Origin of the sequence: Streptomyces sp. OZ13, from assembly GCF_052068155.1 — a bacterium.
Classification (GTDB): domain Bacteria; phylum Actinomycetota; class Actinomycetes; order Streptomycetales; family Streptomycetaceae; genus Streptomyces.
Genome location: NZ_JBQHCZ010000005.1, coordinates 235,650 through 260,870 on the forward strand (window position 1 = coordinate 235,650; position 25,221 = coordinate 260,870).

Annotated in this window: 18 protein-coding genes and 1 pseudogene; 12 read left to right on the forward strand and 7 right to left on the reverse strand. The window is 71.3% G+C overall.

Annotated elements, in window-relative coordinates; genetic code table 11:
- Window positions 1-42 precede the first annotated feature (42 nt).
- The 3 genes from mca to ACTMTU_RS14540 all read left to right on the forward strand — a co-directional run bounded on the left by mca (window position 43) and on the right by ACTMTU_RS14540 (window position 2,447).
- Entirely contained in the window at window positions 43-924 is an 882-nt protein-coding gene (gene mca / locus ACTMTU_RS14530; RefSeq protein ID WP_441263891.1) for a mycothiol conjugate amidase Mca, read from the forward strand.
- Window positions 917-1,162 (forward strand): hypothetical protein, encoded by a 246-nt coding sequence (locus ACTMTU_RS14535; protein ID WP_441263892.1) that lies wholly within the window; start codon window positions 917-919, stop codon window positions 1,160-1,162. Before mca ends, ACTMTU_RS14535 begins: the two co-directional genes overlap by 8 nt.
- 1,039 nt (window positions 1,163-2,201) lie before the next feature.
- On the forward strand, window positions 2,202-2,447 hold the full coding sequence (locus ACTMTU_RS14540; protein WP_441263893.1) for a hypothetical protein: 246 nt from the start codon (window positions 2,202-2,204) through the stop codon (window positions 2,445-2,447).
- A 68-nt stretch (window positions 2,448-2,515) separates the two neighbouring features.
- Here ACTMTU_RS14540 and ACTMTU_RS14545 read toward each other — a convergent pair whose 3' ends face one another.
- A complete protein-coding gene (locus ACTMTU_RS14545; protein ID WP_441263894.1) occupies window positions 2,516-3,421 on the reverse strand; it encodes a LysR family transcriptional regulator in 906 nt (301 codons plus the stop codon).
- A gap of 127 nt (window positions 3,422-3,548) precedes the next feature.
- Here ACTMTU_RS14545 and ACTMTU_RS14550 point away from each other — a divergent pair, with 127 nt between their 5' ends.
- A complete protein-coding gene (locus ACTMTU_RS14550) occupies window positions 3,549-3,899 on the forward strand; it encodes a DoxX family protein (RefSeq protein ID WP_441263895.1) in 351 nt (116 codons plus the stop codon).
- Window positions 3,900-3,968: 69 nt separating this feature from the next.
- On the opposite strand, the gene ACTMTU_RS14555 is transcribed toward ACTMTU_RS14550, so the two are convergent.
- Window positions 3,969-7,175 (reverse strand): tetratricopeptide repeat protein, encoded by a 3,207-nt coding sequence (locus ACTMTU_RS14555; protein ID WP_441263896.1) that lies wholly within the window; start codon window positions 7,173-7,175, stop codon window positions 3,969-3,971.
- A 189-nt stretch (window positions 7,176-7,364) separates the two neighbouring features.
- Here ACTMTU_RS14555 and ACTMTU_RS14560 point away from each other — a divergent pair, with 189 nt between their 5' ends.
- Window positions 7,365-8,066 (forward strand): helix-turn-helix domain-containing protein, encoded by a 702-nt coding sequence (locus tag ACTMTU_RS14560; protein ID WP_441263897.1) that lies wholly within the window; start codon window positions 7,365-7,367, stop codon window positions 8,064-8,066.
- Window positions 8,067-8,178: 112 nt separating this feature from the next.
- Window positions 8,179-8,733: a dihydrofolate reductase family protein gene (locus ACTMTU_RS14565; protein ID WP_441263898.1), complete on the forward strand. Its 555-nt coding sequence runs from the start codon at window positions 8,179-8,181 to the stop codon at window positions 8,731-8,733.
- Between the two features lie 80 nt (window positions 8,734-8,813).
- On the opposite strand, the pseudogene ACTMTU_RS14570 reads toward ACTMTU_RS14565, so the two are convergent.
- Window positions 8,814-8,993 (reverse strand): annotated as a pseudogene (locus ACTMTU_RS14570) (Uma2 family endonuclease); the annotation flags it as partial.
- A 407-nt stretch (window positions 8,994-9,400) separates the two neighbouring features.
- On the opposite strand from ACTMTU_RS14570, the gene ACTMTU_RS14575 reads away from it, so the two are divergent.
- From ACTMTU_RS14575 to ACTMTU_RS14595, 5 genes are all read left to right on the forward strand, one after another.
- Complete coding sequence (locus ACTMTU_RS14575; protein WP_441263899.1) at window positions 9,401-11,419, forward strand: thioredoxin domain-containing protein; 2,019 nt, start codon at window positions 9,401-9,403, stop codon at window positions 11,417-11,419.
- A gap of 168 nt (window positions 11,420-11,587) precedes the next feature.
- Window positions 11,588-12,859, forward strand: coding sequence for a glycosyltransferase (locus tag ACTMTU_RS14580; RefSeq protein ID WP_441263900.1), 1,272 nt, complete (start codon window positions 11,588-11,590; stop codon window positions 12,857-12,859).
- Entirely contained in the window at window positions 12,856-14,532 is a 1,677-nt protein-coding gene (locus ACTMTU_RS14585) for an ArnT family glycosyltransferase (protein WP_441263901.1), read from the forward strand. The genes ACTMTU_RS14580 and ACTMTU_RS14585 overlap by 4 nt, the downstream gene beginning before the upstream one ends.
- The gene (locus ACTMTU_RS14590) at window positions 14,529-15,734 is read left to right on the forward strand and encodes a glycosyltransferase (RefSeq protein WP_441263902.1); all 1,206 of its coding nucleotides are present in this window, start codon (window positions 14,529-14,531) and stop codon (window positions 15,732-15,734) included. Before ACTMTU_RS14585 ends, ACTMTU_RS14590 begins: the two co-directional genes overlap by 4 nt.
- Window positions 15,735-15,851: 117 nt before the next feature.
- On the forward strand, window positions 15,852-18,230 hold the full coding sequence (locus tag ACTMTU_RS14595; RefSeq protein WP_441264225.1) for a galactose oxidase-like domain-containing protein: 2,379 nt from the start codon (window positions 15,852-15,854) through the stop codon (window positions 18,228-18,230).
- A gap of 122 nt (window positions 18,231-18,352) precedes the next feature.
- Here ACTMTU_RS14595 and ACTMTU_RS14600 read toward each other — a convergent pair whose 3' ends face one another.
- The 4 genes from ACTMTU_RS14600 to trhA form a co-directional block, all read right to left on the reverse strand.
- Window positions 18,353-20,107, reverse strand: coding sequence for an NlpC/P60 family protein (locus ACTMTU_RS14600; RefSeq protein ID WP_441263903.1), 1,755 nt, complete (start codon window positions 20,105-20,107; stop codon window positions 18,353-18,355).
- 77 nt (window positions 20,108-20,184) lie between these two features.
- On the reverse strand, window positions 20,185-20,808 hold the full coding sequence (locus tag ACTMTU_RS14605; RefSeq protein WP_441263904.1) for a TetR/AcrR family transcriptional regulator: 624 nt from the start codon (window positions 20,806-20,808) through the stop codon (window positions 20,185-20,187).
- Between the two features lie 5 nt (window positions 20,809-20,813).
- Entirely contained in the window at window positions 20,814-22,322 is a 1,509-nt protein-coding gene (locus ACTMTU_RS14610) for an MFS transporter (protein ID WP_441263905.1), read from the reverse strand.
- Between the two features lie 98 nt (window positions 22,323-22,420).
- Window positions 22,421-23,098 (reverse strand): PAQR family membrane homeostasis protein TrhA, encoded by a 678-nt coding sequence (gene trhA, locus ACTMTU_RS14615; protein ID WP_441263906.1) that lies wholly within the window; start codon window positions 23,096-23,098, stop codon window positions 22,421-22,423.
- Window positions 23,099-23,305: 207 nt separating this feature from the next.
- Here trhA and ACTMTU_RS14620 point away from each other — a divergent pair, with 207 nt between their 5' ends.
- Window positions 23,306-25,126 carry a phosphoenolpyruvate carboxykinase (GTP) gene (locus tag ACTMTU_RS14620; protein WP_441263907.1) on the forward strand — a complete coding sequence of 607 codons (1,821 nt, stop codon included), beginning with the start codon at window positions 23,306-23,308 and terminating at the stop codon, window positions 25,124-25,126.
- The last annotated feature ends 95 nt before the right edge of the window (window positions 25,127-25,221 follow it).

Below are 25,221 nucleotides of genomic sequence, written 5' to 3' on the forward strand. Positions count from 1 at the left end.
TATAGAAGTTGCACGACGCGACTATTCATTGAGGATCGAGTCTTGACTGAGCAGCTGCGACTGATGGCCGTGCACGCCCACCCCGACGACGAGTCGAGCAAGGGCGCGGCGACGATGGCCAAGTATGTGTCCGAGGGGGTGGACGTGCTGGTCGTGACCTGCACGGGAGGCGAGCGCGGCTCCATCCTCAATCCCAAGCTCCAGGGCGACGCCTATATCGAGGAGAACATCCACGAGGTACGCAGGAAGGAGATGGACGAGGCCCGCGAGATCCTCGGGGTCAAGCAGGACTGGCTCGGCTTCGTCGACTCCGGCCTGCCGGAGGGCGACCCGCTGCCGCCGCTCCCGCAGGGGTGCTTCGCCCTCGAGGACGTCGACAAGGCGGCCGGTGAACTGGTCCGCAGGATCCGCGACTTCCGTCCCCAGGTCATCACGACCTACGACGAGAACGGCGGCTACCCGCACCCCGACCACATCATGACCCACAAGATCACGATGGTGGCCTTCGAGGGCGCGGCCGACCGGGAGAAGTTCCCCGAGTCCGAGTACGGGCCGGCCTTCCAGCCCCAGAAGCTCTACTACAACCAGGGCTTCAACCGTCCCCGCACCGTCGCCCTCCACGAGGCACTGCTCGAGCGCGGTCTCGAGTCGCCTTACGGCGAGTGGCTCGAGCGCTGGAAGGAGTTCCAGCGCGCGGAGCGGACGCTGACCACGTACGTTCCCTGCGCCGACTTCTTCGAGACCCGTGACCGGGCGCTGATCGCGCACGCCACGCAGATCGACCCGGAGGGCGGCTGGTTCCGCGTCCCCATGGAGATCCAGAAGGAGGTCTGGCCGACGGAGGAGTACGAGCTCGCGAAGTCGCTCGTCGAAACCTCCCTCCCCGAGGACGACCTCTTCGCGGGCATCCGGGACAATGCCTGACATGAGCGCAAGCGCACACCTCGCAATGACGCACATGGCCACCCTCGCCAAGGAGCTCGACGAGAACAAGGTCACCCCGGGTGTCCTCGGCTTTCTCGTCTTCGCGGCGCTGGCTGTGGGCGTGTGGGCCCTGATGAAGTCCATGAACCGCCACATGGGCCGGGTGAACTTCGAGGAGGCCCCCGAGCCGGAGACGGCCGGTACCTCGAAGAAGCAGGCCCGCGGCTCGGCGGCCTGACCGGCCGTAAATCGTCTCCGGCGTGATTCCACGGCACCGGGTGGTGCCGTGGAATCACGCTTTGTGCTGTCTCGTGCCCACGGCGTAGCCGGGCGCGGACGGCAGGCGCACCGGTAGCACCACCGGCCCCTCCCCGGCCACACGATCCCCGCGCCCCTACACGGGACCCGGGAGGCGGAGCCGACCGCCGATCAGCATGAGCAGCGCCGTCGACCCCGTGGCGAAGAGGGCCGCCGGCAGTGCGAAGAGCTTGGTGGCACCGGCATCGCGCGTGCCTGCGGACCCTCCGAGGCGGCGCCCTCGGGTTCGGGGCGCGCTCCGGGCCAGGGCGACAAGGTGTCCCGGATGGGTGTGAAGCTCGGCAAGGGCTCGCTGTCGGTCATACCGGACGCGGAGATGCTCACGAGGACGGCGACGGCTGCGTTCCCCCTCTTCATCGACCCGACGGTGACATGGGGCGAGTCCGAGCGGACGCTGCTGCGGTCGGACGGTGTCGGGATGGTTGACGAGGTGGAGCAGGTCCCGCACGGCGGGGCTTGCCACGTGGCGCAGGTCCAGGGTGACGATTTGGGGCGTGTCCCTTCTGTTCGGGTTGGGCCCCGAGCAGCAACCAGCAGAATCCGTATGTGTGTTGGTGCTGCTCGGGGCATGGCGAACCAGACCCGCGGGCGCGGGCGTGGGCCCAGTGAGGGGATGTGGCCGGTGGGGGCCGGGGCTCAGAGCTGAGCGAGTGCGGCGGTGGCCACCGGAAGCGACGCCCATGCGCGTCCCCAGGTGGGCGGCGGTGATCGGTGTTCCGTGCTCGGCGCGGTGGGTGTCCGCGATGTGCCGGGCCGCCTCCAGCAGAGCGGCCGACAGGGCCGGGCCGGAGGCGGGCCGAGTCGCTTTGACGACGACGACGGGCGGAACAGCCACCGGAGCGGGCTCCAGTTTCTCAGCCGGGGAGACGACGACGACCGGGGCGGGCGTCGAAAAGTCGGAGGCTTCGTCGGGCACGGGCTCAGAGGTGGGGGCGGCCTCCAGATGCGGAGTGGGGCGGATGGGGGGTGTGGAACTGGGCGAGGAAGGCGGGGCCGACGTGGCCCCAGCCGAGGAGCAGGAGCGGCGCGACGGTATCCAGGCAGGCCCGTCCGTAGCGTCCGGCCAGCAGCGGTTCGGCGGTGTTCAGGGCGAGGGTGAGCAGGCCGCACAGGTGCAGCAGCCGCGTACCGGCCTTCAACTCCGCCTTGGGGACGCCGCGCAGGGCCAGGAACCGCAGCGCGACCAGGCGCCCGACGACGGATAGGTCGACCCTGGGGGCGATCAGCGGGCCGATCGGATGCTTGCCCGTCGTGGTTGGGGAGGCCGGTTGTTTCAGGCGGCAGGGCCGCCACCGGCTTCCGTGAGGCAGGCGCGGACGAAGTCCTGGACTGCCGGATCGGTGGTCGGGGCCAGGGCCCGGGCGACACCGACGCGGGTGGGGGCGAGGCCGCTGACCGGGCGGTAGGTGACGCCGGGGCGGGGGTAGAAGCGGGCGGAGGCCGCAGGCGTGAGGCTGATGCCGTGGCCGCCCGCGATCGCCGCCAGCCATTCGTCCGTGTTGCGGGCGACGGCTCCGATCAGGGCGGTGCGGCCGTCGTCAGCGTCGTCGCCGACCCAGAAGTCCCGCCAGGTCCCGGTTTCGAGCGGCGCCGCCACAAAGGGCTCGTCACGCAACCGGTCGAACGGGACCTCGTCGAGCGCGGCCAGCGGATGGGCGTCCCACAGGGCGACCCAGCGGGGTTCGGTGAAAAGGACTTCGACGCGGAAGGCGTCCTCGCCGGGGAACGGCAGGCGGACCAGTGCGGCATCCACCTCTCCGTCGGCGAGGCCCGCGGACGGGTCGGTCCAGTCGGTGTGCCGCAGGGAGACCTGCCAGTCCGGGCGCCGGCGTGCGAACTCCGCGATGATGCGCTGCGTCGCCTCGTTGGCCGCGCTGGCGACGAATCCGACCCGCAGGACACGTGCCTCCCGCCCGGCCGCCCCCCGGGCCTCCCGTACCGCCCGGTCCCAGTGGGACAGCACCTCTGCCGCCTCGCCGGCCAGGGCACGGCCCGCCGCCGTGAGCTCCATCCCTGCCCGGGAGCGGATGAACAGCGGAACACCCAGCTGGGTCTCCAGCTGCTTGATCTGCTTGGTCAGGGTCGGCTGCGCCACGAAGAGCCGCTGTGCGGCGCGCGTCAGGTTCCCCTCCTCCGCCACGGTGTTGAAGGAACGCAGCAACCGGGTGTCGATGTCCATGCCGCCAGGTTATGGAAACGGCTATTGGACGCTTGGGTGGCCGACTCGTCAGGGTTGAGGTCACGGGGCGTCAGCGCGGCCCGGTCGTCATCGTTCCGTCTGCGTTCCGTCCGACTGGAGACCGGTCATGTTCACGGCCTACCTCGTCGTCACCCTTCTCGCCGCCGCGACCAGCGGCTACTCGGCCGCCAACCACCTGATTCGACCCCGATGGATGCTCGACAACCTGGCGAGTTACGGAGTGCCGCTCACCTGGGTGCCCGCACTGGGCGTGCTGAAAGGGGCCGGTGTCCTGGGCCTGCTGATCGGCATCGGGTGGGTCCCGATCGCCGTCGCGGCGTCGGTCGGGCTGATGCTCTACTACGTGGGTGCAGTGATCGTGATCGCGCGCTCGGGCCGCTGGGCCCATCTGCCCGCCCCGCTGCCGTTCCTCCTGCTGGTCGTGGCATCTCTGGCCCTGCGGCTGGCGTCGTCCTGAGCCCTGCGCCTGGCGTCGCCCTGAACGGGCCGCAGGCCGCCCCTCGTTCCGCCGCGGCGGGTCCGCCAGCTAGCGGCCCGCCTCCACCGGCACCCCCATGACCTCCCGCGCGTGCCGGTTCGGGACCAGGCCCAGCTGCCACGCCTGCCAGCCGTCCTCCAGGCGCACCCCGCGTTCCAGCATCACCGCCAGCGCCTCCGCGCAGTCCTCCAGCTTCGCGTCACGCGACGCGTGCCCGGCTGCCATCAGACGCGACAGCTCCTCCTGGGCGACGACCGTGCCGACCTCGATGCCGCCGGGCGAGGCGTACGGCAGCAGGGTGCAGCGCAGGAAACGCGCCCAGTCGCCGCCGCGCTCGTCGCCGTACGAGGCGAACAGGGCCGCCGCCTCGTCGCACAGCCCAAGCGCCTGTGGCGCGCGGCTGTTCCCGGCGTCGATCATCGCCAGCTCCAGGCACGTCCACGCCTCGCCGTGCGCGACGCCGATCCGGGCGAAGTCCGCGCGGGCGTCGACGAGGAGTTGGCGGGCGAAGCCCGAGTTGCGCAGGCTGCCCGTCCTGGCCGCGAGCTGGTCGCGGGTGACCCGGCCCGAGTGGTGCCGGGCGCATGCCAGCCCGTACACGTCGCGCATCCGGGAGAACATCGTCCGCGCCCGCTCCAGCTCCCGTACCGCCTGGTCGCGGTCGCCGGACTCCTCCAGGGCCTGGCCCAGGTAGTACAGGGTCCACGCCTCACCGCGGGCGTCCTCGTTCTCGCGGTGCCTGGCCAGCGCCCGGCGCAGGTCGTCCACCGCGGGCGCCGGGTCGCCGTCGACGAGCCGGGCACGCGCCAGCTGGGTCAGCGCCCATGCCTCACCGCGGCCGTCCTGGGTGCGGCCGTACAGGTCGAGGGCCACCTCCAGCGCCGTCCGGGCGGCGGGCACGTCGCCCGTGCGCAGGAACACCTGGCCCAGCTGGAACTGCGACCAGGCCTCGCCGTGCAGGGACTCGCCCTCCCGGTGCAGCGCCAGCGCCGTCTCCAGCAGCCGCAGCGCCTCCGCGAGATTCGCCCGGTCGCGCTCCACGGCAGCCAGCGCGTGCAGTGACCAGGCGCGGTCCTCCGCCTGCTCCTGGGAGTCCTGCAGCGCGATCGCCTCGTGCAGCTTCGCCGCCGCCTCCGTGAGGTTGCCCTGGTGGTGCAGGGTGATCCCGAGCGAGCACAGCGCGAGCGCCGCACCGGCGTCGTGGTGCGCCTCCCGGTACAGGCCCACCACCGACGACAGCGTCGTACGCGCCTTGTCCAGCTCGCCGAGCTGCCGGGCCGCGATACCGGTACGCCAGCGCACGGAGCGCTCCAGCAGACCCTGGTCCACGGCCTGGGTGAGCTCGCTGATCTCGCCCAGCCGGTACAGGTCCCCGCGCAGCAGGCAGTAGTCGCACAGCGCGCCCAGCAGCCCGAGCACGGCCTGCTGGTCCACACCCTCCGCGTGCCGCAGCGCCGAGGTGATGAAGCTCGACTCGTCGTCCAGCCAGCGCAGCGCCGCGTCGAGCGAGGGGAAGCCGTACGCCCCGAACTGCCCGGCCCTCGTCGACATCTTGCCGTCGACCATCCGGATCACCGCGCCGGCCAGCTCCGCGTAGTTCCGGATCAGCCGCTCCTGCGCCGCGCCGCGGTCGGCGGCGTCCTCCTCGTCCATGAGCCGGTTCGTGGCGAAGCGGCGCACCGCGTCGTGCAGCCGGTAACGCCCCGAGCGCACATGGTCGATCAGCCCCGCCTCGGCGAGCGCCGACAGCAGCCGCTTCGCCTCCTTCTCGTCGGTGGCCAGCAGCGCCGCGGCCGCCGCCGGGCCGAGCGAGGCCCGGCCCGCCAGCGCCAGCCGGCGCAGCAGCCGCCGCGCCTGCTCCGGCTGGTCGGTGTAGCGCAGCCGCAGCGCCCGCTCGACCGGATCCAGCGGCCCCAGGGCCCGGAGGTCGGCGGCCAGACGGTCCGCGGAACGCTCGCCCAGCGAGGAGCCCGCCGCCCGCAGCGCCAGCGGCAGTCCGCCGCACAGCTCGCGGACCTCGTCCGTGGACCGGACGTCGTACGGCCCCGGTGCGGGCCCCGCCGCCGCGGACCGCAGCAGCTCCTCCGCGCCCGCCGCGTCCAGCGCCTCCACCGGCAACTGGTGCACCCGGGCCGGGATGTTGTCGGGCAGGTCGAGCGGCGTGCGGGCCGTCACCAGCACCAGACTGTCCGACCGCTCCGGCAGCAGCGTGCGCACCTGGTCCGGGTCGCTCGCGTCGTCGAGCACCACCGTCACCGGCAGCCCGGTCAGATACTGGTGGTACAGCTCGCTCAGCCTCCGCACGTGCTGCTCCGCGGAGGCGCGTTCACGGAAGAGCAGTTGCTCGCGCGGCGCACCGAGCCGGTTCAGCAGGTGCAGCAGCGCGTCACGGGTCGGCAGCGGCTGCTCGCCGTCGCCCCGGAGGTCGACCACGCACGCGCCGCGGAACAGGTCCTTGAGATGGTGGGCGGCGCGCACCGCGAGCGTCGTGCGTCCCGAGCCCGGATCACCGTGGAGTACCACCACCACCGGAAGGGTCTGCGTCGCCGCGCGGGCCGCGTGCACCCACTGGGTGATCTGTGCCATCTGGTTGCGGCGCCCGGCGAACGGGCCCCCTGGATCGGGCAGATGACCGAACGACTGCTCCAGCACGGACCTGCGCCGTGCGGCCGCCGACCGGTCGGCGCCGCGCAACTGCGGCACGACGGAAGCCTTCTTCGCGGGCCGGGCCGACGCGGCCAGCATCCGCTGCTGGTCCAGGAACGGGCGGATGCCCCGTACCTCCAGCGCCGTCAGCCACTGGAGCCGCAGCTGCTCCACGCCGCCGGGCTGCGAGAGTGCTCCCGCCCTGCGGTGGGCCGCGGGCCAGTGCGCGGCGGTCACTTTGGCGACGGTGGTCGCCGCCCCGGCGACGGCCACGACGGCACCGGCCCCGAGCGCGGTGCCCGTCGCCGTGCCGAGGGCCACGTCGGCGCCGATCGCGGCGACGGCGGCGACGGCGGTGACCAGCACCGGAGCGCCCAGCGTCTCGCGGCTGAAGCGCTGCGACAGCGGCTGCTGCCCGGCTTCGGCCTCGGTGAGCGCCTGTTCGTAGGCCGCGTACTCCTCGCTCGCGCCGGCCGCCATCGAGTCGAGAGCGGCACGCCCTCGCGCGAGCAGCGTCCCGGCGTCCGAGCTGCCGCCCGAGCGCCGCACCTCCTCCTCCACCGCTCGTGCCAACAGCCGTTCCGCTTCAGCCCGGTGGCCGTCCCGCATGTGCGTCCCCCTAGAAGACCCGATTCCGTGTCGCTACCCATCTACCGGCCCGTCAAGTGTCGTCGCCGTGGGGAGGAAGTGCGAGGGGTTCCGGCGGGGGAGGGGGTGAGCGGAGGTGTCAGACTGGCAGCTCTTCCGGGGTTCCGGGGTCCGGGATTTCGGTGTCGGGGCCGTGCGAAGGGGACCGGGATGAGTCTGGTGATCGAGAGCCGGACGTCGGAGCTGCCGTACATCGAGCGGGTGTGGCGCAGCCGGAGCGACGACGTCGCCCGGATGATGTCGGTCGCGACGTGCCACTGGGAGTTGGTGTTCTGGGAGCACCAGGGCCGGACACAGGCCGCCGTGCTGGGCCCGGAGCCGAGGGCGTCCCAGGCGCCGGTGCCGGACGACGCGGTCTTCTTCGGGATCAGTTTCGCGCTGGGCACCTCGATGCCGCACCTCCCGGTGAGCAGCCTGGTGGGCGGCAACGCGGAGATCCCCGACGTGACGCGGCGTTCGCTGTGGCTGAAGGGCTCGGCCTGGCACGTGCCGGGCTACGACAACGCGGAGGCGTTCGTCCTGCGGATGGTGCGGGAGGGGATCGTGGACCAGGACCCGATCGTGCCCGCTGTGCTCGGCGGCGCCCGTCCGGACGTCTCCGACCGCACCATGCAGCGGCGTTTCGTCGCGGCGACGGGCCTGACACAGGGCGCCGTCCGGCAGATCCAGCGCGCACGGCAGGCCGCGGTACTGGTCCAGGAGGGGGTGCCGGCCCAGGACGTCGTCCACCGGCTGGGGTACTTCGACCAGCCGCACCTGGCGCGGTCCTTGAGCCGGTACATCGGCCGGAGCGCCACTCGGCTGAGTGTCCCGGACCACGCGGAGCCGCTGTCGCTTCTGTACAAGACCTGAGCTGCGGCCCCGCCTAGTGTTCCTGACGTGGCCGAAGGGGTCGGCCCGTCCCGGCCGGAGCGCCGTCAGGGCCGGGACGGACGGCTGACCCCGCACTCATCATGGAGGAATCATGCGCAAGGTTGTCTCGGGTCTGTTCATCTCGCTCGACGGTGTCGCACAGGCCCCCGACGAGTGGCAGTTCGCGTTCGACGAGGAGATGGGCGCGGCGATGGCCAACACGCTGGAGACGGCCGACACGATCCTGCTGGGCCGGGTGACGTTCACCGAATGGGCCGGGTACTGGCCCACCGTGACCAGCGGCGAGGACGCCGGCTTCGCCAAGTGGATCAACGAATCGCCGAAGTACGTGTTCTCCTCGACGCTGGACGGCGTCGACGACTGGGCGAACAGCAAGCTGGTCAAGGGCGATCTCGCGGCCGCGGTCAATGAACTCAAGTCGGGCGAGGGCAAGGACATCACCGTCGCCGGCAGCCCGACGCTGGTGCGCTCGCTGCTGGAGCAGGACCTGCTGGACGAGCTGGTCCTGCTGATCCACCCGGTGGTGGCCGGAGAGGGGCGCAAGAAGCTGTTCACCGACGACGCCGCGATGAAGAAGCTGGAGCTGGTGAGCGCCGAGCCGACCAGCAGCGGCGTGATCATCGCGACCTACCGACCGGTGCGCTGACCGGCGCGAGTCAGGCGGGTCCGCCGGCGGGCGCTCAGAGCGTGCCGAGGTCGACCCCGACGGCGAAGGGCGCCACGGCCTTCCAGGGCGTTCGCAAGGATTCGCGCCAGCCGATTGTGCCGTTCGGACGCGCTGGGGCTCACGACGATCATCCCGTCCACGATCTCGATGCCCGAGCACTGCTCCTCGCTCCAGGAGTCGTACCGGTCGGCGGTCACCTGGTCATGCATCCACCCGGGGGCGATCATCTCCGCGCCCATGGAAGGACCTCCCTGATCCGGCTCGACGGGGTGAGGCCGTACCTGGCTCAGAGCAGTCCCGCGATGCCGTTCCGCAGCCCGCACGGCGCGGGCGGGCAGGGGCGACGCGGGTGGCCCCTTCACGCCGCCGCACCGATCGTGTGGGGCGTGGGCTCGCAGGCGCGGCAACGGCCGGGTCCGGGCGCGCGGAGGCCCGGTCGCAGTCGTCGCAGTTCTGGAGGGGGCCGGGGCGCGGCGCGGCCGGTGCCGCCGCCGGGAGCGGTGGTGGGAGGAGGGTCGTGAGGCGGTGGGCGAGCAGGCCCGCCGGGCGGAAGATCGGCCCGTCCGGAAGGGCGGCGGTGAGCGTGCGGTGGACGGCCTGGGGGTCGATGCCGCGCCCCAACCAGCTGTTGCGCAAGGATGGAGGTATGGCGAACCGACTTGCGCAGGCCACGTCCCCCTACCTCCTCCAGCACGCCGACAACCCCGTCGACTGGTGGCAGTGGGAGCCCGCTGCCTTCGAAGAGGCGCGGCGGCGCGGCGTGCCGGTCTTCCTGAGCGTCGGGTACAGCAGCTGCCACTGGTGCCATGTCCTCGCGCACGAGAGCTTCGAGGACGCGCGGACCGCCGCGTACATGAACGAGCACTTCGTCAACATCAAGGTCGACCGCGAGGAGCGGCCGGACGTCGACGCCGTCTACATGGAGGCCGTGCAGGCCGCGACCGGGCAGGGCGGCTGGCCGATGTCCGTGTGGATGACGGCCGACGGGGAGCCGTTCTACTTCGGGACCTACTTCCCGCCCGAGCCCCGCCACGGCATGCCGTCCTTCCGGCAGGTGCTGGAGGGCGTCAGCGACGCCTGGACCGGGCGACGGGACGAGGTCGGGGAGGTCGCGCAGCGGATCGCCTCCGATCTGGCCGGGCGGTCGCTGGTGGTCGGCGGCGACGGGGTGCCCGGCGAGGAGGAACTGGCACAGGCGCTGCTCGGACTGACCCGGGACTACGACGAGCGGCACGGCGGCTTCGGCGGCGCGCCGAAGTTCCCGCCGTCGATGGTCCTGGAGTTCCTGCTGCGGCACCACGCGCGCACGGGCGGCGAGGGTGCGCTGCAGATGGCTGCCGACACCTGCGAGGCGATGGCCCGCGGCGGCATCTACGACCAGCTCGGCGGCGGGTTCGCCCGCTACTCGGTGGACCGCGAGTGGGTCGTCCCGCACTTCGAGAAGATGCTGTACGACAACGCCCTGCTGTGCCGGGTGTACGCCCACCTGTGGCGTGCCACGGGCAGCGATCTGGCCAAGCGGGTCGCGCTGGAGACCGCCGACTTCCTGGTGCGCGAGCTGCGGACGTCGGAGGGCGGCTTCGCCTCCGCGCTGGACGCGGACAGCGACACGGCGGACGGCGGTCACGCCGAGGGCGCTTTCTACGTGTGGACACCCGCGGAGCTGCGCGAGGTGCTCGGCGACGAGGACGGGGCACGGGCGGCGGAGCTCTTCGCGGTGACCGAGGAGGGCACCTTCGAGGAGGGTTCGTCGGTGCTGCGACTGCCGGTCGGCGAACCGGACGCGGACCTGCGCGCCCGGCTCCTCGCGGCCCGTGAGGAGCGGCCGCGCCCGGGACGCGACGACAAGGTGGTGGCCGCCTGGAACGGCCTCGCGATCGCCGCGCTCGCCGAGACCGGCGCCTTCTTCGGCCGGCCGGACCTCGTCGAGCGCGCCACGGAGGCCGCGGACCTGCTGGTGCGGGTGCACATGGACTTCGAGGCGGGTGGCGTCCGCCTGCACCGCACGTCCAAGGACGGCACGGCCGGGGCGAACGCCGGTGTGCTGGAGGACTACGCGGACGTCGCGGAGGGCTTCCTGGCGCTCGCGGCGGTCGGCGGCGAGGGCAGCTGGCTGGAGTTCGCGGGCTTCCTGCTGGACATGGTCATGGACCGGTTCGCGGGGGAGGGCGGCCAGTTGTACGACACCGCCCACGACGCGGAGCCCCTGATCCGCCGCCCGCAGGACCCCACGGACAACGCCGCTCCCTCGGGCTGGTCGGCGGCGGCCGGAGCGCTGCTGACGTACGCCGCGCACACCGGCTCGGAGGCCCATCGCACCGCGGCGGAGGGGGCGCTGGGCGTGGTGAAGGGGCTCGGTCCGCGTGCCCCGCGGTTCGTCGGCTGGGGTCTCGCCGTCGCGGAGGCGCTGCTGGACGGACCGCGTGAGGTGGCGGTCGTCGGCCCCCAGGGCGACCCGGCGACGCGGGAGCTGCATCTGACGGCACTGATGGGTACGGCGCCGGGGGCGGCGGTCGCGGTGGGGGAGCCGGACAGCGACGAGTTTCCGTTGCTGCGGGACCGTCCTTTGGTGAACAGCAGTTCGGCCGCTTACGTCTGCCGTGGTTTCGTGTGCGATTCACCGACCACAAACGCAACAGAACTTGCCCGGAAACTCACCGACTGAGACGAGAACAGCTGAATTTAACCGTCGGGCCCCGGAACGAAATCCTCCGCCTCTATTGTCCTGAACGCAGATGAGTTGGCGCGCGTACTGGGGAGTGACGCGCGTGGGGGAAGTACGTGCTGACGGCCAGGGGGGTCCTGCCGCGGCACAGTGGCAGGGGGGCCATTCATGCTCATATCGCTGTTCATTGCTGCCATTTCGGTGGCGCTCTTCTGGATGGCGGCGTTCACGCTGTGGTGGCAGATGCACGCCTGGCGTACGCCGGAGACTCTCGCGGCGACACGGTTCGACCGGCCCCACGGAGGGGTCGGTCTCTCCTTCTCGCTGCTGCTGCCGGCCCGCCACGAGCAGGCGGTGCTGGAGCACACCATCGAGCGGCTGCTGGAGTCCAGCCACTCCAACTTCGAGATCATCGTCATCGTCGGACACGACGACCCGGAGACCGCAGCGGTCGCCGAACGCGCCGCGGCCCGCGATCCCGTGCGGGTGCGGGTCATCACCGACACGCACGAGACCAAGAACAAACCGAAGGCGCTCAACACGGCACTGCCGCACTGCCGTGGCGACATCGTCGGCGTGTTCGACGCCGAGGACCAGGTCCACCCGGAGCTGCTGGCCCACGTCGACCACGCCTTCACCTCCACCGGCGCGGACGTGGTGCAGGGCGGGGTGCAGCTGATCAACTTCCACTCCAGCTGGTACAGCCTGCGCAACTGCCTGGAGTACTTCTTCTGGTTCCGCAGCAGGCTCCACCTGCACGCGCAGAAGGGCTTCATCCCGCTCGGCGGCAACACCGTCTTCGTACGCACTCCGGTGCTGCGCGAGGCCGGCGGCTGGGACCCGAACTGCCTCGCCGAGGACTGCGACCTGGGCGTACGGCTGTCGTCCGTCGGCAAGAAGGTCGTCGTCGCGTACGACAGCGACATGGTCACCCGGGAGGAGACCCCGGGCACCTTGATGAGCCTGCTCAAGCAGCGCACCCGCTGGAACCAGGGGTTCCTTCAGGTCTACCGGAAGAAGGACTGGAAGCAACTGCCCGGACGCGGGCAGCGCATGCTGGCCCGCTACACCCTGATGACGCCGTTCCTCCAGGCGTACTCGGGCGTCGTCATCCCGGTCAACGTCGCGATCGCGCTCTTCCTCGACGTCCCGGTGGGGGTCGCCATCGTGACCTTCCTGCCACTGATCACGGCGATGGTCACCTTCGTCTTCGAGATCGTCGGACTGCACGACTTCGGCAAGCAGTACGGCCTGCGGGTCCGTGCGATCCACTACGTCAAGCTCGTCGTCGGCGGCCCCTTCTACCAGGTCCTCCTCGCCGGCGCCGCCGTGCGCGCGGTCTGGCGGGAGCAGCGCGGCCGTAACGAGTGGGAGCTCACCAGCCATGTCGGCGCGCACCTCACCGAGGTGTCCGGGACCAGAGAGGACGCCCGCCGATGACGACCACACTGCCTCCGGCCCCTGAAGCCACCGAGCCGGTATCCGCCGCACCCGCGAAGGCGACGGCCACCACCGCCGCGCCCGCGCACGTCCGCCCGGTCGTACGGTTCCGCACATCGCGGCCCGACCTGCTGCTGTGCGGCGTGCTGCTGTGCGTGATCCTGCTCGTCCAGGGCTGGAACATCACACAGTTCCCGACGCTCAGCGACGACGAGGGCACCTACCTCGCCCAGGCGTGGGCGGTCCAGCAGGGCGAAGGGCTCGCCCACTACACGTACTGGTACGACCATCCGCCGCTCGGCTGGATCCAGATAGCGTTCCTGACCTGGATACCCTCCCTGATCGCCCCCGAGACGATGAGCGTCGCCTCCATGCGGTTCGCGATGCTGGCGGTCAGCGCGGCGTGCGCGGTGCTGCTGTACGTGCTGGCGCGCCGGCTGTTCCTGCCGCGATGGGCGGCCGGACTGGCGATGGCCCTCTTCGGTCTCTCGCCGCTGTCCGTCGTGCTGCAGCGCGAGATCTTCCTCGACAACATCGCCGTGATGTGGATGCTGCTGGCGTTCTGCCTGGCCGCGTCGCCCAGCCGGCACCTGTGGCACCACTTCGCCGCGGGCCTCACCGCCGCCGTCTCCGTGCTGACCAAGGAGACCATGCTGGTCGTGCTGCCCGCGCTGCTGGTGACGATGTGGCGGCACAGTCACCGCGACACCCGTAAGTTCGCGGTGACCGGAGCGATCACGGCCTGCGCGCTGATCGGCCTGTCGTATCCGCTGTACGCGCTGCTGAACAGCGAACTGTTCCCGGGCGCCGGCCATGTGTCGCTGATCGACGGCATCACCTACCAGATGAGCCGGCCCGGCTCCGGGTTCATCCTCGACGAGGGCACCGGCTCCCACGGGGTCCTCACGTCCTGGCTCTACTACGACACCGTGCTGCCGCTGGGCGGACTGGCCGGCGCAGCGCTGCTGCTCCTCACGGTCCGCTGGTCGGTCACGGCCCGGGCACTCGCCGGCCCGGCGCTGGTGGTGGCGATCCTCGCGGTCGTCGCGATGCGGCCCTCGGGCTATCTCCCGGCGATGTACGTGATCCAGGCGCTGCCGTTCCTCGCGCTGGTGCTGGCGGCAGCGGCGGCCAGCGTGGCCCACGCCGTGCTCCGCCGCGGCAGCCCGGGCGCGGCGCCCGCCCGGCCCGGCCTGTCCACGCCGCTCGCCCGGGCGCGCGCCGCACGCCTGACCGCGGCGACCCTGCTGGCCGTGGCGGCGGCCGGGTACGTCGCTCCACGCTGGTACGACGGCAACCGGGCCGCACTCACCGTCGACGCCAACGCCCCCTACCGCGCGGCGGCCGCATGGATGCAGAACGAGGTCGACGACCCGGCCGGCACCCGCGTGCTCGTCGACGACGCCCTCTGGCTGGATCTCGTGCACGACGGTTTCGAGCCCGGCACCGGGGCGATCTGGTTCTACAAGGCGGACCTCGACCCGGCGGTGGCGAAGACGATGCCGCGCGGCTGGCGCGACCTCGACTACGTCGTGTCGTCACCGACCGTACGGCGTGACGCCGTCGACCTGCCCAACGTCAAGTCCGCCCTCGAACACTCGACGCCGGTCGCCGTCTTCGGCACGGGCGAGGACCGTATCGAGATCCGCAGGATCGCTGGAGGCGAACTGTGACCACCCCCCGTACGGGCGCCGAGGAACTCGGCGATCCGGAGCTGAGTGCTACCCAGGTCGCCGAACCCGGCGCCGTCACCATCGTCGTCCCCACCTACAACGAGTCCGGCAACATCCGTGAACTGCTGCGCAGACTCACCGACTCGGTGCCGTCCCGGCTGCCCTGCGAGGTGCTGTTCGTCGACGACTCGACCGACGACACCCCGGACGTGATCCGCAGCGCCGCGCAGGACTGCCCGTTCCCGGTCGGCGTGCTGCACCGGGACACTCCGGACGGCGGGCTCGGCGGGGCCGTCGTCGAAGGCATGCGGAGGGCGGGCTCCGACTGGATCGTCGTCATGGACGCCGACCTCCAGCATCCCCCCGCCCTGGTACCGGACCTGGTCGCGGCGGGCGAAGGCGCGGGCGCGGACCTGGTCGTCGCCAGCCGCTACATCCGCGGCGGCAGCCGCGAGGGCCTCGCCGGCGGTTACCGTATCGCCGTCTCGCGCGGCGCGACGTGGCTGACCAAGGCACTGTTCCCGCGGCGGCTGCGCGGCATCAGCGATCCGATGAGCGGTTTCTTCGCGATCCGGCGCAGTGTGGTGACGGCCGACGCGCTGAAGCCGCTCGGCTACAAGATCCTTCTGGAACTGGCGGTGCGCTGCCGCCCGGAGACGGTCGCCGAGGTGCCGTTCGTCTTCCAGGACCGGTTCGCCGGCGAGTCGAAGTCGACGGCGAAGGAGGGCATGCGGTTCCTCGGTCATCTCAGCGGGCTGCGCACCGCCTCCGCGATGGCCAGGATGGTCGCGTTCGGTCTGATCGGGCTGACCGGCTTCGTACCGAACCTCCTGGCGCTGCATCTGCTGACCGGCGCCGGCATGCACTACCTGCCGGCCGAGGTCGTGGCCAACCAGTTCGGTGTGGCCTGGAACTTCCTGCTCATCGAGGTGCTGCTGTTCCGCGACCGCAGACGCCACCGGCACTGGGCGGACCGGGCCGGTCGCTTCGCGCTGCTGGCCAACGCCGACCTGCTGCTGCGGATCCCGCTGATCGCGCTGTTCGTGTCCTGGCTGGACATGGCGGTGCTCCCGGCGACGGCGCTCGCGCTGCTGACCACGTTCGTCGTGCGCTTCGCCGCGACGGAGACGCTGGTCTATCTGCCGCGCAGGAAGAGCGCCCCGCAGGCCGTCCGGCCGGACGCGCGGGTCGCCGGCTCCTGAACCGCCCCACCGTCATCACCCGGAAGAGAGCCGCACGAAGGGAACCCGCTCATGCCGCCACCGCTCCGGATCTCCCGCCGACGCAGACGCAGGACCGCCCTGCTCGCCGTCGCCGCCATGACCACGGCGCTGCTGATGTCCGTCCCGCAGACGGCCCAGGCCGGTCCGCCCAACCTGGTCTCCAACCCGGGCTTCGAGGCGGCGGGCACGGGTGACATGCCCGCCTGCTGGTCCAAGTCCGGCTGGGGGGACAACGACTTCACGTTCGAGACGGTCGCCGACGCCCACTCCGGCACCAAGGCGATGAAGGTCTCGCTGACCCGCCGTGTCGACGGCGACCGCAAGGCCCTGATCACCGAGACAACGGCCTGCGCGCCGCAGGTGACGCCGGACCGGCAGTACGACCTCTCGCTCTGGTACAAGTCGACCACCCCGGACGCCTCCGTCACGCTCTTCCGGCACGACACCACGGCCGGCTGGCAGTACTGGACGGACCTGAAGACCCTCGGGATGAGCGCCGGTTACCAGCGCACCGAGGTCCGCACCCCCGCCGTCCCGCCCGGCACCGACCGGATCGCGTGGGGCGTGTCCGTGTACGGCACGGGCTCGGTCACCACCGACGACTACGTGATGGAGGAGGTGTCGGTCCCGGCTCCGGAGCCCACCTGCACCGGAACGCCGCAGGAGTGCCTCAAGGGCCGCTGGGACGTCCTTCCGGTGCAGAACCCGGTGCGCTCCATGCACTCGGTGGTCATGCACAACGGCAAGGTCCTCGTCATCGCCGGTTCGGGGAACGACCAGGCACTCTTCGAGGCGGGCACCTTCACCTCGGCCGTCTACGATCCGGCGACCGGTACCTTCAAGACGATTCCCACGCCGGTCGACATGTTCTGCGCGGGCCATGTGCAGCTCCAGGACGGCAAGATCCTGATCATGTCGGGCAACAAGGGCTATCCCTCCGCGGACGGCTCGATCGGCTATCAGGGCCTGAAGGACTCGTTCGTCTTCGACCCGGAGACCGAGACCTACACACGCACCAACGACATGAACGGCGGCCACTGGTACCCGTCGGCGACCATCCTCGGCAACGGCGACGTCATCTCCTTCGGCGGTCTGAAGGAGGACTCGACCGGCAATGTGACCGCGGAGAAGTTCTCCGCCGCCCAGAACAAGTGGCTCCCGATGAACGAGGTCAACCAGACCTGGTCGTACTGGGGCCTGTATCCGTCGATGATCCTCATGCAGGACGGCCGCCTCTTCTACTCCGGCAGCCACACCTTCGGTAACGGCACCTCCGGCACCGGCGCCTCGATCTACGACTACGAGGCCAACACCATCACCGACGTCCCCGGCCTCCAGGCCAAGGACGAACGCGACGAGTCGGCGAGCGTGCTGCTGCCGCCCGCGCAGGACCAGCGGGTGCTGACGATCGGCGGCGGCAACAACGAGACCAATCCGGTCGCCAACCGCTTCACCGACATCATCGACCTCAAGCAGCCGAACCCGGCTTATGTGCACGGCCCGCTGCTGCCGCAGGGCGAGGTCGACCAGGGCCAGGGACGCCGGCCCCAGACCGGCGCCGAGGGCAAGATGTACGTCTCGGCCGTCCTGCTCCCGGACGGCAAGGTCCTCGAGACCGGCGGCGCCCTGCACGACCGGGCCGACCCGGTGTACGAGGCGTCGTTCTTCGACCCGGTGACCAACACCTACGAGGCGGGGCTCGCGACCGACCCGATCCCGCGCGGCTACCACTCCTCGTCCTTCCTGCTGCCCGACGGCCGCGTCATGTCGGTCGGCGACAACCCCGGCAACGGCACCTACAACCACAACGTGTCCATCTACACGCCGCCGTACCTGCTCAAGGGAGCCCGGCCGCAGATCACTTCGGTGATCGACGGGCAGTGGACGTACGGCGACACCCAGCGGATCACCGTCGACCGGCCGATCGCGAAGGCGGAGCTGATCCGCCCGGCGGCGGTCACGCACTCGTCCGACCCCAACCAGCGGTTCGTGGACCTGCCGATGACGGTCGACGGCAACAACGTCGACCTGAACGTCACGAGCAACCCGAACCTCGCGCCGCCGGGCTGGTACATGCTCTTCGCGGTCGACGCCAACGGCGTGCCGTCGGTGGCTCGGTGGGTGCACCTCGGCGGCCCGCCGGCCATGGCGCGGGCGGCGGCGGACCATCCCTCCGCCCATGTCCACGACTTCGCGGACGATCTGGCCCGGGCGCCGAAGAAGCCGCTGAAGAAGCGGAGTTCGGTGCCCGTGGACCCGCAGATCGCGGGCTGCGACCGGCACTACGGCAACGCGGGCGTCTGCGTCCCCACCACCTTCCCGAAGACCGTGAAGGCGACCACGGCGGCCCGCTGCGCCTGGCTCGCCGCGCACGACTACGGCCGCCTGAAGGTCAACGGCGGGGACGACCCCCTGCGGCTCGACCCGAACCGGGACGGCGTGGCGTGCGGGAAGGGGGACGTGCGCAGGAGGTGAACGGCCGCCGGTGAGCCACGTGTGCGAGCCCTGTCCGCCGGCCGGCGGACAGGGCTCGCACACGTGGCTCACCGGGACCGGACCGACGCCCTCCCCTGGCCGGCGAGGGCGTCGGCGCGGCGTCAGATGCGGTGCACGGTGTGCAGCGTCCTGGCGTATGTGCCCGTGCCGTCGAGCAGCGACGCGCCGCCCAGGTCGGACATCGTCGGCCCGTCGACGGTCTTGCGGCTGGACAGGAAGCGGCGGCTGCCGGCCTGGTCCAAGCCCAGGTAGATGCCGACGTGGTCGACCGTGGCGCTCACGCCGTCGTCGCCCGAGTCGGCGTTGAACAGGACCAGGTCACCGGGTTGCAACTGCGTGGCGGCGGGCGGCCGGGTGCCGTCGGTCCGGTCGATGCGGGCGCCGGGCGCGTGCTCGGCCATGTCACGGGACCTGCGCGGGAGCCGGGTGCCCGACGTGTCCTCGCCCGCGGCCAGCGGCACGCCCAGGTGGTAGCCGTAGACCATGCGTGTGTAGCCCGAGCAGTCGAGGTTGCCGACCTGCTTGGCGGACGGCCCCGTCCAGGTGCCGTCGGGGAAGGTCCAGCCGAGGTTCATGTACTCGTGGAAGTCGGCGCCTTCATAGCGGTCGCCCCGCGGATCGAGGTATCCGTACCCGGCCTCGCCCAGCACCTGCTTGTCCTTGGCCGGTCCCGCCCCGCTCGTCACCGCCGGGGCGCCGGGCAGGAACATGGCCGCGTGGGCGAGGACGTCGGGAGCGGTGGAGCCGGCCCAGCCGCGTATCGTCTGCTCGAGCTCCGGTGTCCAGCTCCCGTCGAACGGCTGCGGCAGCACCCGCACCCATTCCCGGTGCGTGACGCTGGGCGGCGTCTCCCAAGCGGCGGCGTCGACCTGGAAGCGGCTGACGGTGAGCCTGACGGGCAGATTGGTGCAGCCGCTGTTGGCCAGTGCCCGCAGGCCGACCCGCCCGGCGCCGAACGTGGAGTCGCTGACGTCGACGGCCCAGGCGGACGGCTCCGCGAGGTCCGATCGCCATGCCTTGGCCCGGATCCGGGTGCCTTCACGGCGCACCCGGATCGTCCAGTCGGTCCCGGCGGGCACACCGGTGGCGAGCGTGAGGGCGGAGGCCAGCTGGGTGACGTTGTCGGCGACCTCCTTCTCGACGCGGAATTCGACCGCGCCCGAGGTGAGGAACGACAGCCGGGCCCGGTAGTTGTCGTGGGTGCTCTGATAGCCGAAGGACAGCGCGTACGAGCAGGCCTGACCGGTGGGCACCTTGTCGAACCGGGCCACAGAACGCACGTCGACGTCGGTGATGCCGTCGTCGCGCACGCTGGCGTGGCGGCTCGCGTGGTCGGTGGTGAGGGCGATGACGCCGGCGCCGGGCGCGACCGAGTAATCGGTCTCGTCGGGCCCGAGCGTGGACCAGCTGCCGCCGCCGGGCGTGCTTCCCCAGTAGCGGCGCTCCGCCGCCGGCAGGGACAGGTCCGGCAGGGTGCGCCCGAAGTCGTCCGTGTACGGCTTCTTGTTCTCGGTGAACGTCCTTTCGGGGCCGGGCAGTACGACGGTCCGCGCGCCATGGGTCAGCAGCGCGACGCGTTCGCCGCCGGAGGTGACCTCGGTCCGCGCCGGGGTCCCCGGCAGCACGGTCGCGGTGAGCGGAGTGTGCAGCGTCAGCCGGGTGAAGTACGAGGCGTCCAGCGGGGCCTGTGTGACGGACGAGCGGGCGGTGCCGAGGCCGGCCGGGGCCGCGAGCGGCGCGGCGGCCCGGGCGGGCCCCGCGGCGCGGGCCGGGGCGGCTGTCAGAGCGCCGAGCGGGACGGCAGCGGCGGAGGCGGCGAGGACGGCGAGAAGACCACGCCGTGAGGTGTTCGACATGCCGTCATGATCGGGCAGGGGATCGCCGCCCGGTACGGCAGCCCCCGGAGGGCGAACCTCCCGGTGCTGCCCGGCGATCAGAGCCGCAGGCCGCCCTCCAGCACATCCAGCGTGCGGTCCACGAGAGCGACCAGGTCGTCCTGCCGGCCGCGCTCGCCCCAGTGGATCAGAGCCTCGCGCAGCGCGGCCATGACGGCGGCGGTGAAGACCCGTACCTCCAGGTCGTCCGGTTCCCGGCCCGCCCGGTCGGCGATCGGGCGGGCGAGCAGCTGGGAGGTCTCGGCCATCGTCTCGGTCATCCGGGCCCGCAGGGCGGGGACCTCGAGCATGAGCCGGGTGCGCAGCTGCATCTCCTCGGGCTCGTTCTCGAGGATCGCGGCGACGGCGTCGGTCAGGATGACCCGCAGGGACTCGAGCGGCGGTTCGTCCGCAGGCCGCGTCCGCAGCACCGTTTCCATGACCGGGTCGAACTCGTCGGTGAGGACGATGTCTTCCTTGGTGGGGAAGTAGCGGAAGACCGTGGAGGGAGAGACCTCGGCCGCCGCCGCGATCTGCTCGACCGTGGTCGCGTCGTACCCCTGCTCGGCGATCAGCCGGTACGTGGCCTTGCGGATCGCGATACGGGTCTTGAGCTTCTTGCGCTCCCGCAGCCCCATCGGGGGCTGGTGCTGTTCGAACGGGAGAGGTGCGGTGGCGGCCATGGTCGTCATTGTCGGGCATCCGCCGTCGCCCCGGCCACGTCCGGGGTCACGGCGGCCACGGTGCTCCCCGTCCTCGGCAGCAGGGCCGCCGCGAGGAGCGCCGTGATCAGCGCGGCGATCCCGGAGACCAGCAGCACCACACCCATGCCCCTCGCGTACGCGGCGTCCGCCGCCGCGGTGAGCGCCGGGTCACCCAGCAGATGCGCGGCGACCACGGAGTCCCCGGCCGCATCGGGCGCGCCGGCCGGCAGCCGGCTTTCGTAGACGGCCGCCAGCAGCGACCCGACGATCGCGATCCCGATCGCGCTGCCGACCTGGCGTACGGTCGTCAGCAGCCCGGAGCCGGAGCCCGCGCGGTCCGGCGGCAGGGTGTCGATGGCGGCCGTCATCGCGGGCACCATCGAGAAGCCGAAGCCGAGCCCGGCGACCGACAGCCACAGCGCGGTGAAGCCGTAGCCGCTCTCCGCGGTGACGCGGCTGCCGAGGAACCCCGCGAAGGCGAGGACGACGAGCCCGGCGGTGATCACGGCACGGGCGCCGAACCGCTCGGCCAGCGGGGCACTGCCCTTCGCGGCGACGATCAGCCCGCCCATCAGCGGCAGCATCCGCACCCCGGTGCCGAAGGCGTCGTTCCCGAGGACGGCCTGGAGGTACGGCGGGAGCACGAACATCAGCCCGGAGAGCATGAACATCGCCAGGGTCACGGTCAGGGTGTTGAGCAGGAACGAGCGGTCGGCGAGGAGAGCCATGTCGAGCATGGGCCGCGCCGTGCGCCTCTCCCGTACGACGAGGGCCGCGATCAGCACCGCGGCGGCGGCGAGTGCGCCGAGGACCACCGGGTCCGTCCAGCCGCGGACGGGTGCCTCGATGATCCCGTAGATCAGCGCGCCGAGACCGGTTGCGGTCAGCGCCGTGGAAAGGACGCCGACCCGGGGCGCCGCGGGGTCGCGGGTCTCCGGCAGCAGGAACAGGCAGGCGGTGATCCCGATCGCGACCATCGGGATGTTGACGACGAAGACGGAGCCCCACCAGAAGTGGTCGAGCAGCCAGCCGCCGACGACCGGCCCGAGCGGCAGGCCGAGCGCGGAGGCGGCGGTGACGACACCGACGGCCTTGGCCCGCTCCCGGCCGGCGAACAGCGACGGCACGACGGCCATGCCGAGCGGCATCACGAAGGCGGCGCCGACGCCCATGGCGGCGCGTGCGGCGATGACGGTGGTGACGTCGTCGGCGAGGGCGCCGACGACCGAGCCGGCCAGGAAGACGCCGAGGCCCGTCACCAGCATCCGCCGGCGGCCGAACCGGTCGCCGATCAGCCCGGCGGGGAGCATCAGGGCGGCGAAGACCACGATGTAGCCGTCCGCCATCCACTGCTGCTCCCCTGTGGTGGCGCCGAGCTGTTCCGCCATGGCGGGCAGGGCCACGTTCAGGATGGTCATGTCGAAGCCCAGGACGAGCAGGCTCGCGACCATCGCTGCCAGTGCCCACCAGCGCCGGGCGTCGGGTGCGGACATGACGCACCTCCTTCGGAGAGTCAGTGTCAAGTGACAGTAACTCTCAAAAAGAGGTGAGCGTCAATATTTGGTTGTGGTCCTGAGCCGGGCACCCCGGCTCAGGAGTGCTGGTACGCCACCAGGGAGATCCCCACGTAGTGGACGATGAACGCCGCGAGCGTGAGGGAGTGGAACACCTCGTGGAAGCCGAACCACCGCGGTGACGGGTTCGGTCGCTTGAGCCCGTAGATCACGCCGCCCGCGCTGTAGAGCAGCCCGCCGACGACCACCAGTACGAGCACGGCGATGCCGCCCTCGCGCAGGAAGTCGGGCAGGAAGAACACCGCGGCCCAGCCCATCGCTATGTAGCAGGGCGTGTACAGCCAGCGCGGTGCGCCCACCCAGAACACCCGGAAGGCGATCCCGGCCACCGCGGCCACCCAGACCGCCCACAGCAGCACCCGCCCTGTGGACGAGGGGAGCAGGAGCAGCGTGAGCGGCGTGTAGGTGCCCGCGATGATCAGGAAGATGTTGGCGTGGTCCAGCCGGCGCAGCACGGCCGTGGCACGCGGGCCCCAGTTGCCGCGGTGGTAGAGCGCGCTGACGCCGAAGAGCAGGCAGGCAGTCACCACGTAGACGCCGCAGGCGATCTTGGCCTTGGTCGAGTCCGCGAGTGCGGTGAGGGTGATTCCCGCGATCACCACGGCGGGGAACATTCCTGCGTGCAGCCACCCGCGCAGCCGCGGTTTCACCGGGGGCGGGTCCATCTCGGTCACGTCGGGCATGGCTGCAGTCATGCCCGAATGTTACCTACGCAACCGTAGGTAACAGTGACGAGTGGCGATGCTCACGTGAGAGGGCCTCTGGACATATGGGCATTCGGCACCGATGATCAGATGAGTGCGGTCGGCACCGGATGAGCGCCAGCCAAAAGTAGGTACGAAGCATCCGGGTCGCGGCCCCCACGGGGCACAAACCAAACAAACCCTCACTTAGGAGCGATCGTGGCGCGCGACATCGCGGCTCCCAGCGTCCCCACCAATCACCAGGAGCTCATTTCCTGGGTCGACGAGATCGCAGCTCTCACGCAGCCGGACAACATCGTCTGGTGCGACGGCTCGGAGGCCGAGTACGAGCGGCTGGCCGAGGAGCTGGTGGCCAAGGGCACGTTCAAGAAACTGGACCCGATCAAGCGCCCCAACTCCTACTACGCCGCGTCCGACCCCTCCGACGTCGCCCGCGTCGAGGACCGCACCTTCATCTGCTCCGAGAAGGAGGAGGACGCCGGCCCGACGAACCACTGGAAGGCGCCTGCGGAGATGAAGGAGATCTTCGCCGGTGAGAAGGGGATCTTCCGCGGCTCGATGAAGGGCCGCACGATGTACGTCGTGCCCTTCTGCATGGGCCCGCTCGGCTCGCCGCTGTCCGCGATCGGCGTCGAGATCACCGACTCCGCGTACGTCGCCGTGTCCATGCGCACCATGACCCGCATGGGGCAGGCCGTCCTCGACGAACTGGGCGAGGACGGCTTCTTCGTCAAGGCCGTCCACACGCTGGGCGCGCCCCTGGCGGAGGGCGAGGCCGACGTCCCGTGGCCGTGCAACTCCACCAAGTACATCTCGCACTTCCCCGAGACCCGTGAGATCTGGTCCTACGGCTCCGGCTACGGCGGCAACGCCCTGCTCGGAAAGAAGTGTTACGCGCTGCGCATCGCGTCCGTCATGGCCCGCGACGAGGGCTGGCTCGCCGAGCACATGCTGATCCTCAAGCTCACCCCGCCGCAGGGCGAGTCCAAGTACGTGGCCGCCGCGTTCCCGTCCGCCTGCGGCAAGACCAACCTCGCCATGCTGGAGCCCACGATCTCCGGCTGGACGGTCGAGACCATCGGCGACGACATCGCCTGGATGCGCTTCGGCGAGGACGGCCGCCTCTACGCGATCAACCCCGAGGCGGGCTTCTTCGGTGTCGCGCCCGGCACCGGTGAGCACACCAACGCCAACGCCATGAAGACGCTCTGGGGCAACGCCGTCTTCACCAACGTCGCGCTCACCGACGACGGCGACGTGTGGTGGGAGGGCATGACCGAGGAGCCCCCGGCCCACCTCACGGACTGGAAGGGCAACGACTGGACGCCCGAGTCCCCGACTCCGGCCGCCCACCCCAACGCCCGCTTCACCGTCCCGGCCTCGCAGTGCCCGATCGCCGCGCCGGAGTGGGAGGATCCGAAGGGCGTGCCGATCTCGGCGATCCTCTTCGGCGGCCGCCGCGCCTCCGCGGTCCCGCTGGTGACCGAGTCCTTCAACTGGCAGCACGGCGTCTTCCTGGGCGCGAACGTCGCCTCCGAGAAGACCGCCGCCGCCGAGGGCAAGGTCGGCGAGCTGCGCCGCGACCCGTTCGCCATGCTGCCGTTCTGCGGCTACAACATGGGCGACTACATGGCCCACTGGCTCAAGGTCGGCGCCGATGCGGACGCGTCCAAGCTGCCGAAGATCTACTACGTGAACTGGTTCCGCAAGAACGACGCCGGCAAGTTCGTCTGGCCCGGCTTCGGCGAGAACAGCCGCGTGCTGAAGTGGATCGTGGAGCGCCTCGAGGGCAAGGCCGAGGGCGTCGAGACGCCGATCGGCATCCTGCCGACGCGCGACGCGCTCGACACCGAGGGCCTGGAGATGCCGGAGGAGGACCTCGACTTCCTGCTCAAGGTCGACGCCGAGGTCTGGCGCGAGGAGGCCGCTCTGGTTCCCGAGCACCTCAACACCTTCGGTGACCACACGCCCAAGGAGCTGTGGGACGAGTACCGCGCACTGGTGGCCCGCCTCGGCTGAGCCACCCCGTAGGCCGCGTGGCGGGGCGCCCCGACATCCGCCCTGACCAGTGGGGGTCACGAACGACCCGTCACGCGTGAACGGCCCCCGGAGCC